Source organism: Streptomyces sp. NPDC050287 (assembly GCF_044459385.1).
In the GTDB taxonomy this organism is placed as follows: Bacteria; Actinomycetota; Actinomycetes; order Streptomycetales; family Streptomycetaceae; genus Streptomyces.
The window spans coordinates 21,347-33,213 of the sequence record NZ_JBITIY010000028.1; the positions used below are offsets into that span (position 1 = coordinate 21,347).

14 protein-coding genes and 1 pseudogene are annotated in these 11,867 nt (G+C 66.9%); 2 read left to right on the plus strand and 13 right to left on the minus strand.

Annotated elements, in window-relative coordinates; all coding sequences use genetic code 11:
- Window position 1 precedes the first annotated feature (1 nt).
- From repSA to ACIBK3_RS45610, 10 genes are all read right to left on the minus strand, one after another.
- On the minus strand, window positions 2-1,375 hold the full coding sequence (gene repSA, locus ACIBK3_RS45565; protein WP_399374488.1) for a replication initiator protein RepSA: 1,374 nt from the start codon (window positions 1,373-1,375) through the stop codon (window positions 2-4).
- Window positions 1,368-1,553, minus strand: coding sequence for a hypothetical protein (locus tag ACIBK3_RS45570; protein WP_399374489.1), 186 nt, complete (start codon window positions 1,551-1,553; stop codon window positions 1,368-1,370). The genes repSA and ACIBK3_RS45570 overlap by 8 nt, the downstream gene beginning before the upstream one ends.
- A 91-nt stretch (window positions 1,554-1,644) precedes the next feature.
- The gene (locus tag ACIBK3_RS45575) at window positions 1,645-1,959 is read right to left on the minus strand and encodes a SpdD-like protein (protein WP_399374490.1); all 315 of its coding nucleotides are present in this window, start codon (window positions 1,957-1,959) and stop codon (window positions 1,645-1,647) included.
- A gap of 24 nt (window positions 1,960-1,983) precedes the next feature.
- A complete protein-coding gene (locus ACIBK3_RS45580; protein ID WP_399374491.1) occupies window positions 1,984-2,139 on the minus strand; it encodes a hypothetical protein in 156 nt (51 codons plus the stop codon).
- 12 nt (window positions 2,140-2,151) lie between these two features.
- A complete protein-coding gene (locus tag ACIBK3_RS45585) occupies window positions 2,152-2,343 on the minus strand; it encodes a mobile element transfer protein (protein WP_222812111.1) in 192 nt (63 codons plus the stop codon).
- Window positions 2,344-2,365: 22 nt separating this feature from the next.
- Entirely contained in the window at window positions 2,366-3,028 is a 663-nt protein-coding gene (locus ACIBK3_RS45590) for a DUF2637 domain-containing protein (protein ID WP_399374493.1), read from the minus strand.
- Window positions 3,028-3,234 carry a hypothetical protein gene (locus ACIBK3_RS45595; RefSeq protein ID WP_399374494.1) on the minus strand — a complete coding sequence of 69 codons (207 nt, stop codon included), beginning with the start codon at window positions 3,232-3,234 and terminating at the stop codon, window positions 3,028-3,030. The genes ACIBK3_RS45590 and ACIBK3_RS45595 overlap by 1 nt, the downstream gene beginning before the upstream one ends.
- A gap of 82 nt (window positions 3,235-3,316) precedes the next feature.
- Window positions 3,317-4,672, minus strand: coding sequence for an FtsK/SpoIIIE domain-containing protein (locus ACIBK3_RS45600; protein ID WP_399374495.1), 1,356 nt, complete (start codon window positions 4,670-4,672; stop codon window positions 3,317-3,319).
- Window positions 4,673-4,674: 2 nt separating this feature from the next.
- Window positions 4,675-5,031 carry a hypothetical protein gene (locus tag ACIBK3_RS45605; RefSeq protein ID WP_399374497.1) on the minus strand — a complete coding sequence of 119 codons (357 nt, stop codon included), beginning with the start codon at window positions 5,029-5,031 and terminating at the stop codon, window positions 4,675-4,677.
- A gap of 139 nt (window positions 5,032-5,170) precedes the next feature.
- Complete coding sequence (locus tag ACIBK3_RS45610) at window positions 5,171-5,950, minus strand: GntR family transcriptional regulator (RefSeq protein ID WP_399374503.1); 780 nt, start codon at window positions 5,948-5,950, stop codon at window positions 5,171-5,173.
- An 18-nt stretch (window positions 5,951-5,968) separates the two neighbouring features.
- Here ACIBK3_RS45610 and ACIBK3_RS45615 point away from each other — a divergent pair, with 18 nt between their 5' ends.
- A complete protein-coding gene (locus ACIBK3_RS45615) occupies window positions 5,969-6,433 on the plus strand; it encodes an NUDIX hydrolase (protein ID WP_399374498.1) in 465 nt (154 codons plus the stop codon).
- Window positions 6,434-7,610: 1,177 nt separating this feature from the next.
- Here the strand turns inward: ACIBK3_RS45615 and ACIBK3_RS45620 are convergent.
- A pseudogene (locus ACIBK3_RS45620) lies at window positions 7,611-8,254 on the minus strand (helix-turn-helix domain-containing protein); the annotation flags it as partial.
- A gap of 303 nt (window positions 8,255-8,557) precedes the next feature.
- Between ACIBK3_RS45620 and ACIBK3_RS45625 the strand changes: the two are divergent.
- Window positions 8,558-9,427, plus strand: a complete 870-nt coding sequence (locus ACIBK3_RS45625; RefSeq protein WP_399374499.1) for a hypothetical protein — start codon at window positions 8,558-8,560, stop codon at window positions 9,425-9,427.
- Window positions 9,428-9,642: 215 nt separating this feature from the next.
- Here the strand turns inward: ACIBK3_RS45625 and ACIBK3_RS45630 are convergent, their stop codons facing one another.
- Together ACIBK3_RS45630 and ACIBK3_RS45635 are read right to left on the minus strand one after the other, a co-directional pair.
- On the minus strand, window positions 9,643-10,176 hold the full coding sequence (locus tag ACIBK3_RS45630; protein WP_399374500.1) for a hypothetical protein: 534 nt from the start codon (window positions 10,174-10,176) through the stop codon (window positions 9,643-9,645).
- A 442-nt stretch (window positions 10,177-10,618) separates the two neighbouring features.
- Window positions 10,619-11,581, minus strand: coding sequence for an HNH endonuclease (locus ACIBK3_RS45635; RefSeq protein WP_399374501.1), 963 nt, complete (start codon window positions 11,579-11,581; stop codon window positions 10,619-10,621).
- Between the last annotated feature and the right edge of the window lie 286 nt (window positions 11,582-11,867).

The following is an 11,867-nucleotide window of genomic DNA, read 5'->3' on the forward strand; positions in this document are numbered from 1 at the left end:
GTCACCACTCCCCCTCGACAGGCAGGGCCGCGAGTGCTTCGCGGGCGGTTTCGCGGTTGGTCTGCAGATCCCGGGCGATGGTCGCGGCGAGGGCGGATTCGCCGGGGGTGTGGCCGTGTCCGGCGTACTGCCAGTCGGCGAGGACGAGCACGGTGTCCGGCTCACGGTCCTCCAGGCCGAGTGCTTCACGTTCCTGTGCGGCGCGGAAGTCGGCGCGGGCCTGGCGGAGTTCGCCGAGGGTGGTCGAGTAGCGGCGGGACTTGGAGGAGAAGTGGCCGCGGAAGCCGAGCATGTGAGCCCAGGCCCACAGGCGCCGGTCGGGGTAGAGCGGATCGAGCAGCTTGCACGCTTCGATGAGGCGGCGGGTGTGGTCGGGGACCTGGTGGCGGTCGAGTTCGGAGAGTTCGCCGATGCGGCGGTCGAGGGTGCCGGTGTTCTCGGCGGCTTTGGTGGCGTACTTGGCGACGTAGGAGGCGACGGCCTGTTCGGTGATGTCGGAGCCGTCGCCGAAGGCCTTGACCGGTCGGACGTCCAGCTGCGTGCCCCAGCGGAAGGTGCGGGCGGGCTGGTCGTCGGCGGCCGGGATGGAGATCGAGGTGTACGAGTGCGCGGCGGCGGCCTGGATCGCGTCGGCGAGGAGGTCGACCGTTGCCCAGGCGGGCGGAGGGGTGTCGGGTCCTTCCGGGCCGTCGATGCGGATGACGGCGTGGAAGTGCAGGGCGCCGCGCTTTTGGAACTCGGCGACCTTGCCGTACGAGACGCGGGCGTGGTCGCTGAGTTCGCGGCGGGTGAGTCCGGCGCGGGCGGCGATCTCGCGGCGCAGGCGGGTGGTGAAGCGTTGCCACAGGTCGCCCGCGTGGTTGTTGAAGAGGACGGCGCCCGCGTAGTCGTAGGTGACCGGGTCCAGGGCGGTGCCGAGGGCCGGGTCGTCGGCGGGGTGACTGGTGCTGCAGCGGCAGACGCCATGGTCGGGGCGGTTGTGGACCGGGCCGAACGAGGGTGCGGTGAGGGTGGCGAAGACGCGGGGGTGGTCTCGGACGGTGGCGGGGATGTCGCGACGGTCGTCTCCGGCCAGGCCAGCGCGGATGAGGTGGTAGGTGTCGCCCGCGTACGTCCAGGCGCAGGACGGGCAGCGGGAGGCCCGGCGGTTGCCGCAGGCGACGCGGAGGCGTCCGCCGGGCTCGTTCTCGGTGGAGTAGTGGTGCAGGGTCTCGCCGGTCGTTTTGTCCTTGTGCAGGGTCCAGCCGGTCAGGTGGATCGGGTCGGAGCAGCCGCCGGTGCGGCGGATCTGGTCTTCCCAGCGGGTGTAGTCGTCGGCCGAAGCCACCCTCAGCAGGTCGCCGAGGGTGGTCGGGTCGAGCAGTGTGTCAGGCACGGGCGCCCTCCCATGTGCGGCGGGTGCGGGTGATGCCGATGCCGTGGCAGGCCGGGCAGTGCGCGGTGATGGTGCGCAGGTGGCCGTGCCGGTCGCGGCCGCCGAGGGTGATGGCGGCGGAGGCGAAGCCGTCGCAGTGGGGGCAGGTGCGGGGCGGCGGCGTGGTGCGGTCGGTCATGCTGGGGTTCCTTCCGGTTCCACGGGATCGGAGTGGGGCACGGCTCCCGGGCGGTGGATGCTTGGCGGTATCGAGGCCGCCCGGGGGCCGGTCAGCGGCGCTTGTTCTCGGAGGCGAGCATCGAGCGGAGGACGACGGCGCATACGGCGACCGAGGCGCCGGTGATGGCGACCGCGAGAAGCATGGAGACGAGGACGGCGCCGACGACCAGGACGACGGCGGTGCCGCCGACGACGAGGGCGATCATGGCTCCGGGGGTGAGCTGCACCGTGGGTCGGGGCGCCGCGGGCACGGCCGGAGCGTGGGTCGGATTCGGCGACACAGGGGCGGACTGCTCGGTGACCGGTGCGGGCGGTGTGACGAGGCCGGTCGGTTCGGGCATGGCCGGGATCCTGGGACGGAGCATGGCTGAACTCCCTTCCGGGGTGGGCTACTTGACGAGGCCGTTGATGGCGGGGGCAAGAACGCTGTCGGCGAGGAGGAAGCCGCCGAGGAGAAGCACCGCGATGAGCCACGCGGGCGGGCGGATGAGCTTGACGCCGAGGTAGCCGACGACGAGCAGGGCGAGCCAGAGGGGAACGTCCATGACGGTGGTCTCCTAGCGGACGCGGCAGCGGTGGGTGCGGGCGGCGAGCTGGGCGGCGCTCTGGCTGGTGTAGTCGGCGGACCAGCCGCAGCGGTCGGCGGTGCACACGGCGGCGTGCTTGGTCTGGCCGTTGCGGTCGCGGTGGGTGCCGATCTGCACGGGGCCAATCTGCATCAGCGAGTGGAAGTGGTCGCGGGCAGGCATGGCGGGTGGTTCTCCTTCCTGGTCAGGCGAGTTGGGCGGCGATGGCGTCGGCGAGCTGAGGCGGGACGCCAAGACGGGCGCGCAAGGTGTCGGTGTCGATCGGGGCGCCGGTGCGGTCGCGGTACTCGGCGGCGACCTTGCGGGCGTGCTCGACGAGGACAGGGGGAACCGCGGGGGAAGGTGCCGGTGCGGCGGCCGGGAGAGCGGGTGCTTCCTCGGCCGGAGCAGGTGCGGGCTCCGGCTCGGGGCTCGGCTCGGGGTCCGCGACGGCGTCGGGTTCCGGGGCCGGGGCGGATGCCGGCGGATCTGGCGCCTGGTGTTCGGCGGAGTGGGCGAGGAGCGTTCCGCCGAGGAAGGCGAGGGCGGGCCATCCGGCGATGCCGAGGCGGAGCAGGGCGGGCGGGTCGGCCAGGTCGAGGAATCCGGCCGTAGCGACGTTGGCGCCGAGCGAGGCGAACAGGGCGATCAGGAACCAGCACCAGGCCAGCCGGGACGGACCCTCCGAGCGCAGCCGACGCCAGGCCGCGACAAGGAGCAGGTCGACCGAGACCGGGTAGGCCCAGGCTTTCCAGCCGTCCTGTCCGGCAGCGGCGGCCAGGTCGTGCAGGTGCGCGAAGGACAGGGCTCCGGCGATGACCGCCTGGACCAGGACGGCGTCCACGCGCAGACCATGACGGGCGGCCATCAGGAGCCCTCGCCCGGGTAGTCCGGGCCGTCGTCGGGGCCGTAGCCGGGCGGGACGGTGCCGGGCGGAGGCTCGGGCAGCGAGACGGCCAGGGACGAGCTGACCGCTTCGACGAAGTCGAGGTCTGCGCCGGTCATGCCTGCGTACAGGGCGAGTTGGCCGAGCAGCAGCACAGTGCGGGCGAAGTCCTCGCAGTCGGGGCACATGGCGGGTGCTCTCCCTTCATCGGGCATGGCGGGGGTAGGGACCTGGCGCGAGGCGGTTGCGCCGACCGTGGGGCGGGGAAGGTCAGGCCGTGGCGGGAGCCGTCTTGGACAGCGGCGCCGGGGCCTTGGAGAGGCTGGTCAACGCGGGCCGGAAGGGCGCGAGTTCGGGCAGGTCCGGGGTGCGGTCGGCGTGCCGGTTGCAGACGTTGACGGCCTGGCGGAGCGTGGTGTGCGGGGCGCGGATGCGGTGCCAGCCGCCGGTGGAGTCGCCCGCGATGGCGACGCCGCGCATGTCGGCGGGGATCTGGACGGCGGCCAGGACGGCGTCCGGGGAGATGTCGCCGAAGGCCATGTTGGCGGATGTCTCGTCGTTGACGCGGTGTGCGGTGCGGCCGGTGAGCTGGGCGCGAAGCATGGTGATGCTCTTGCCGAGTTCGGAGCCGAAGCGCTGCCCGCAGATCTCCAGGTAGATCCCGGCGGCGCGGCCGAGCTGGGCGAGGCGGGCGAGCGCGGTGATGATCCGGTCCCGCCGCTTTTCCTGGTCCTTGGTGGCGAACAGGGCGAGTTCGGCGACCTCGTCGACCAGGACCACGATCGGCACCGGCCGCAGGTGGTCGGGCAGGTCCCAGATGTCGGCGGCGATCTTCGCGTCCGGGATGTCGGAGGTGATGCGCTGTTCGGAGCGGATGATCTGGTAGACGGCCTCCATGCGGGATACGAGCGCGTCGAGCAGTTCGGCGGCGGTGTCGGGGTTGTCGGCGAGCGCGGAGAACCGGCGGGCCAGAGGGAACAGTTCGACCCCCTGCTTGCAGTCGATGCCGACCAGGGCGACATCCTGCGCGGCGAGCCCGGCCACCAGGTTGCGCTGGTAGACGGACTTGCCGGACTCGGTGGCGCCGACGGTGAGCGCGTGGGGTATCGCCCGGTAGTCGCGGTAGTGGACTGAGCCGTCCTCGCGCAGGGCGACCGGGACCCGCATCGGGCCGGCGTCGGTCTTGGCCGGCATCTGCACCCGCTTGAGAACGTCGTAGCCGGTCATCCGCACCTCGACGACACCGGAACGCACTTCACGCGACGTGACGCCGTACATCGAGAAGGAGTGGCGCAGCCGGTCCGAGGCGGCGGCGACGTCGAAGGCGTCCTGACCGGGCCGCAGTCCCAGCCGCAGGACCAGTCCGGTCCGGGTGGGCCGCAACCGCAGGATGCGCGGCGGGCGAGATTCAGGCACCGGCCGGTTGGCGACCCGGGCGAGAGTGAGGCGCCAACGCGAGGGCGGGACGGTCAGCCCGCAGGCGTCCATGACCGAGCCGTAGCGGACCAGGACCCGCAGCGTGGCGAGGGTGACCCCGAAGGTCATCCAGTACCAGGCGGGGCGCCGCCACCGCAGGAGACCCGCAGCGGCGACGACCAGCACCAGAGCGACCGTGAACCAGACCATGATCAGGCCGCCTTGGGATTCGCGGCAGCGGCAGCGAGCGAGGTGACGGCGACCGCACGGAAGGCGATCCCGTGCCGCTTCTGCCCGTTGAACTCGTTCTCCCACGGCCGGGCGATCAGACCCGTGAGCGCGACGGGCGTGCCCATGGCCAGCTCACCGGTGATACCCGGCTCCGGGACCGTGATGGACAGGATCTCGACCTCGTCGTTGGCCGCGAACATCACGTCGACGGTCATCATCTTGACGCCGGTCTCGGCGTCGGTGGCGATCTCGCCGGTACGGCGGTCCTTGACCTTGGGCTGCGGGGTCTTGGCGACCATCACGGTCGCGGCGGAGGTGTCGACGGGAATCTGGCGCACAGCAGATCACTCCTACATAGAGGCTGGACTCCGTCACTCATATATATGAGTGACATGAAGAAGAGTGCCTGACTCCTATACATGAGTCAACCCGCCGCGAAGAAGAACTCGCGACGGGTTGGGGGAAGTTGAGCGCGCGTCAGTCGGCGGCGGGGATCCTGTACTCGAAAACGAACTGGTCAGCAGCCATGAGCGTGTCACAGACCTCGACGACGAGACCCTCGGTCGTACGGGCCTCACGGATCAGGTGGACCACCGGCGCACCGGGGCTGAGCGCCAGCTCGGACGCCTCCGCCTTGGAGGCCGGCCGCGCTTGCAGCGTCTCGACGAACTCGGCGAACTCGTGCCCGTGGTCTTCGAGTCGGGCATAGATGCCACCACCGCCGGGGTTCTCGGCGAACAGCTCCGGGATCTCCTTGACGACGTCCCACGGGAGGTACGAGGTCGCGGTCTCGACAGGGGTGCCGTTACGGAAGTAGAGCCGCCGCCGGGCCAGCACCTGAGTGCCGGCGGATACGCCCAACCGCTGGGCCGCATCCTCAGGAGCCTCCATCGGGCCGATGTAGAGGACGCTCACCTTGGCGGTCGCGCCCGACTGCGCGGACTCAGCAAGGTAAGCAGCCTTGCCCCCCTGCCGGAGCGAGCGCCGAAAGCGATCGGAGGAGCGGTGCCGTACCGGCGGCCGATCCTTCACGATCGAGCCCTTGCCGTGCCGAGTCTCAACGAGTCCACTCGCGCGCACCTCGACCATGGCCTTACGAATCGTGCCGCCCGAGACGCCGTAGCGGTCGACCAGCTCCGACTCACTCGGCACCATCTCACCAGGCTTGAGAACCCCCGCCCGGATCTGCTGCACGATCTCGTCGGCGATCTGAACGTACCGAGGTACGGACCTCTCCCCTCCTACCGCAGTTCCCATAGTCCTTCTCTGCCTCCTATGCTCCTGTACATGAGTCAATCACAGGAAGCAACGTCACCGCCGCTGCACTCCGTATCTGTTGCCGGAGTGGTGGTACGCGAAGACGGCCGCCTCCTCGCGATCCGCCGAGCAGACAACGGCACTTGGGAGCTCCCCGGCGGCGTACTCGAACTCGCCGAGTCCCCCGAGGCGGGGGTAGCCCGCGAGGTCTTCGAGGAGACGGGCATCCACGTGGAGGTGGACGAGCTCACCGGCGTCTACAAGAACACGACCCGGGGCATTGTGGCCCTGGTCTTCCGCTGCAAGCCGTCCGGGGGCATCGAGCGCACGTCGAGCGAGTCGACGGCCGTGTCCTGGCTGACGCCCGAAGAGGTCAGCGAGCGCATGACCGAGGTCTACGCGATCAGGCTCTTGGACGCCTTGGACGGCAACGGCCCTCACGTGCGGAGCCACGACGGCAAGCGCCTCATCCCAGCGGGATAGAACTTTCCCTACGTTCATCAAGGCCCGCGCACGGCGCGGGCGCGCGCCGCCTCTGCGGCGCGGCCTGCCTCCTGTCTTCGCCCCGGCTGGCCGCGCCCGGCGGCACGCTACGTGCAAGCGGGCAAGGGCGGGACGTCGCCCGCGGGCACAAGATCATGCCTCCGGCGGGGGATCGGCCGGCACCGGGATGGAGGGGGCGCCGTTCGAGGCCGCAGGTCCGTAGGGGCATGCGCGAGGAGCTCCCATCCCGTCCACCATCGACCCAGGCAGAGCCGAGCAGACGCGGCCCATGGCGTCCAGGTCGTTCGTACAGTGGCGCGCTCCACCTGGACGCCATGAACCACGCCCGCTCCACGGTGTGTGGGTCGACGGCGGACGGGATGGGAGCTGAGGGAAGTGGTGGGTTGCTAGCGAGGGGCAGTGCGGAGTGTGCCGCTACCTGGCCAGGGCAGCACACTCCCTGGCACGAATCAGTGGTTGTGATTCCACCAGTAGATCGCGAGCACTCCGATTCCGCTCAAGCTCGCCTTGATCGCGACGCGCACCAGCTCATCGCCAGCAGAATGCAGGAGCCTGCGGAAATGTCGCCGGGCGGGACGTTCCACGAGATGCACGCGCCTAAGATCGCGCTTTCGCGAGGTACGGGCGATCTTCGTAGTAGGTCGATGTCCGACCTGGCGCCTACACTTCCTGTTGCTGGGAATCTCGGCCTCCTTTGGTTGATGTTCCTGACGGTGTTGGCGGCCTCCTGCGTAGGACCAGGGGGCTGCCGCCGTTTCAGCGGAGGCCCGTTGGCCGCGAGCACTAGTTTGACGCACGGCACTGACAACCAGTGCTCTTCGAGGTCAAGAGCGATGCCCAGGAACGCGGTCGAAGCAGACATGGGGAGCCGGGGAGGGGCGAGAAGCTCAGGATCAGGCTGCCGATGTCGAGCTTCCGCCCAGGCGAACGAGACGTCCTTCGGGAGCAGCAGATGCCTCACCAGCACCCCGGTCGGATGCGGCCGGTCTCCGGGCGAACAGCTGAGAGGGCACCCCCTCTGCCATCAGGAGGTGTCCACCCCGTGGTACCGCCGGATGAGGTCGGCGCCCTTGCCGCCACTGATGCCGATTACCGCGCTGACCAGCTCTCCGGAGCTACGTCCAGTGAACGCCTGGATCTCGCGCAGCACGCCCTTGTGCTTGATGCGGTTCGTCAGCTCGGTCACCTGGTTGTAGATGGAGCGCCGCTCGGCCATCAGATTGCGGATCTTGCGGTCCGCGTGTATGACGGTCGTGTGGTCGCGGCCGCCGAACAGCGCACCGATCTTCGGAAGTGACAGGTCCGTCAGCTCACGGCACAGGTACATGGCGATCTGGCGGGCGGTGACGAGCGCGCGACCGCGCGAGGTGCCGCACAGGTCCTCGACCGTGAGGCCGAAGTAGTAGGCGGTCGCGCCCATGATGGCCGTCGAGGTGATCTCGGGGGCCGAGTCCTCGCCGCCTGGGATCAGGTCCTTGAGGACGATCTCCGTCAAACCCAGGTCGACCGGCTGCCGGTTGAGCGACGCGAACGCCGTCACCCGGATCAGCGCGCCCTCCAGCTCGCGGATGTTGCGCGAGATCCGGGAGGCGATGAACTCCAGCACCTCCGACTGGCGTTGTGGAGCGGGTTGAAGGTGCAGAAGAACTCCCCCTGCGTCGACTCCTTGTCCGCCAGGAACTGGATGTCGTCGACGAGCAAGATGCCCATCTCGCGGTAGCGCTTGCGGAAGCCGTCGCCCTTGCCGTCGCGGACGGAGTTGATGAACTCGTTGGTGAACTCCTCCGAGCTCACGTACCGCGCAGTGCTGGGTGATGTGGGTCAGCCTCGTCAAACGCATCCCAAGTCTTGACACCAGCGCCTGACACCAACAAGCACCGATGCCGCCGATCAAGGACGAACCTCAGCAACCAGAGAGCCCGAGGCCAGAATGGGTTGGTCACCGCAGGCAGCTCCCCACGATCGACCTGATTACGATGAGGCCAGTTCTCAAGGCTTCTCGTGCAGGCGCCGTCCTCCTTGGCGGTCGGCGCCCCTCGCACCTGACTCGGTCATTAAGACGGCGTTCTAGGTTGTCCAACCACGCCCCACGGTTGCGGCACCATGACCAGTATGGACCTTGAGGGGATAGGCGCGCTGTCCGCAGCCGGAGTGGCACTCATCGGGATTCCCGTCAGCATGCTCGTCGGCCGATGGCAGATGAAGGCTGCCTTGAGTACGGCGGAGGCCACCAGCGAGGCTGGGTTGGCTCAAGCCGAGTCCGCATACCGTGCGGCGTTGGACGCTGTTCGCGCTGAAGCGAACGCTGCCCTCCTGCAGTGGCGTCGTGGCATCCAACGGGAGGCCTACGCAACTTTCCTCCTTGCCGCGAACCGAGTAAGGGAGGTGGGTGAGCGATTCGTCATCGACAACGAGGAAGACCTATCAGCGGAGAGCATCAGGGCCGGGAAGGCCGCTAGTGACGATGCTCTGACGGCGCTGAGGGCAGCGCAAACGATCATCGAGCTTGAAGGCCCCGAGGAAGTGGCCGGTCCTGCCGCAGGCATGACTGACGCCGCTCAGACGATGCGGCATTACCTCGGCAAGCAGGCCATTTATGAGAGGGCCTGGGGCAAACTCGGCCGAATAATGAATGATCAATCGCCGAGCGTGAGCGCTACCGCTGTAGGACTCATGCAAGCGCTGGCTGACCTGAACCGTCTCAGCTCTGACAGCTCCTCAGGTCCTGATGAAACAAGTGGACGGGATACGCACGGCGCACGAGCGACGGAACAGTCCTGCCGTGAGGCCCGGAGCGCACTGCCCCCCGACGCCTTCGACGATGAAGAGTTCACAGCCCTTCTAGAGGGATGGCTGCGCCGTCCTCCAACTTCCAGCAGTTCCTACCTCGATGCGATTCGCCGCTTCAGGGAGGCAGAAGAGCGCTTCGTCCGTGCTGCCAAGCGAGAACTGCATGGGCAAGTCGCTTCGTAAGGCCTATCGCCCTGAATTTGGCCTGCCCCGGCCGCTCAGGTCAAGCGAGGACCGCGGCCGCACCAGGACTAAGGCTTCCGCGTGCACCACGCTGAAGGCAGTACAGCAGCGAAGTACAGCAACCACAGCAACCGCCCCCACCCGACAGGATCCCGCTGAGGCTGCAGTATGGCCGGCAGGCGAACCATTCCCTGTGGCCTTTACCGTGGGCAAGCTCAATTAGTGGTGATATTGCTGCCAAGCGCCTCACGCGCTGCCAATGATGTCGCGGAAATAGCACGCCTTCGACGATTGGCCGCCTCGGTAACGGCCTCCCGCGGTTCTTCTCCTTGACGCACCGCCTGGACGGTACTCAACTCGCTGTACAGAGCCTTTCGCAGTTCACGCCCGCACTCCAGGACTTCCAGTGGTCCCTCGATCGATACTGCATTGATTAATGGGACGAGGCTATTTGCTTCACGCCAGGCAGAATTAAATAACCTCTGGAAATCGGCGTCGCTTAGTTGCGTATCGTGAGTCTTGGTGATGGCGTCCACCACACTGCTTGCCTTGTCTAGAAAAGCTTTATAAGCGTCACGGCGCGCTTGACGGAGTCCGGCGACTCTATTCTCGGCCCGCTCTTCACGCGCAAGGAGAATCGCGTGCTCATTCTGTAAGCGGATGCTTCGCAGACTGATCAGAGCGGCCACCGCCGAGCCACCCAATGCTGCTGCAGCAGTGATTAGCGCAACGACCACGGTCTGATTCATGGAAGCCTCCTCTCTACCCACATGCGGTGGCACCCCGGCCAGCCGTCCGATCAGCCTCGGATCTTTGAAGCCTGGCCACAAGACGGCCGCAGTCGACGGCGGCAGTCCGACGTGGTTGCCCGGCAAGGCCCAGCCCCTGCCGAGGTGCTTCGAGACGAAGGGGCCGTGCCATTCGCGTGCCAGACCCAGCGGAGATCGCACCCGGCAGCTCGTTATGGCGGCGGGCGGACCATGCCGGGCCACCAGGCTTACAAGGCAGTGATCACCGCAGTCTCGGATCAGTCCTGAGCGTCCCTGGGCCGTCCGAGGCCGACAACGCTGCCAGTGGACGCCCACCCCGCTCTGGCCTCGATCATCGCAGGCAATGCGGCTCCATGCTGCTGCATCTCCGCCTCAACCGTCCTCTGGCCTCGGGCTCCTGTATCGCCTCCTTGTTGAATATTCAGAACGGCAAGTCTTGATCACTGACCCAGGTGGGTTCGTCACTATTGCTCATATGGCCCGCTACGGCGATGTCCCACTCCTCATGAGCCCGGGATTTAGGCTGACCGAAGAGAAGGGCTGAAATCCAGACCTCTTCACCAACTACCTGAACGATCCTGCCGAGTCCCACATATACAACTGGGCTGCGTCGAGACAGGTATAGATCTGATGTCGCCGTAGCAGTTGTGAGCCATGCGGGGTCGAATCGGATGCGATAGGTTCGACTATCTACCTTACAGTGAAGGTACGGGTCTCGGTCCGGAATCCCGATGAGCGGTTGAGGCGGCAGCATCGGCGTGTTCCGCCCACGCATCGGATGGTTGAACGAAACGAGAGTCTCCCGCTTTACTTCATCCTCTCCAAGCTCGCCTATGGGCCAGGCTTTGGCGTACCATTTCTCGAAAACCGCCTGAACTTGAGCCAGGAACACCCCCACGCGCATCCCTTGCGAGTGGAAATTTACACAACCGTCGAGGCCAGCCCGCGTGGCCGCCTCACAGAGAATATTCCCACCAGGAAGTAAGGGGATCCTCGGAAGATTAACATAGTCGACGGTGCGGAAGCGTGCCTGCCATGTCTGCCCCACTTGCCTGATTCCAGCGGCCCAGGTCTCTTGGGCTTCCTTGATCTGCCACAATGCACCAGCATGAAATTTCGTTTCATCTTTGTCGATCAGGTCATGGCAGGTTGGGCATAGTTGCAGCAAGTTTTCGACTGCATTCCGCTCCTCGGAGGGCATGCTCGGTTCAGCGCGCGGTCCCCGATCACTGAGGGCAACTATATGGGCGATCTGGCTTGTTGGATTTGGCCCTCGCACGCCAGAGTCCAACTCTCGCCGACATATTTGGCACATCCCAAGCGATAGGCGCCACAGTAGATTTCTCACGCTTCTGGTAACCTCGGGCCCTCGCCGACTCCCCATGTCTCCCCTTTCGCCTTGTAAGGTTCCTCACTTAAGGTTCGCAGCTGAGGCGAGCGTTACTTCTGCGACGTCTGACACCTGCATACCTTGATGGACACACAGAGGCGGCTTACAGCCTTTCCTGCGGGTGACAATCTCTGCAGCTAGCCACTGTTGCTGCCTTGGGAACAGGCTCCTTAAGTCATAGCGCACTAACTGGCCCTAACAAAGCCTCTGGACGTGCCGGTGGGTGATCAAACAGACGGCGAGTCCGAGGAAGGCCTCGTGAATGTCGTCGCGTCGCTCC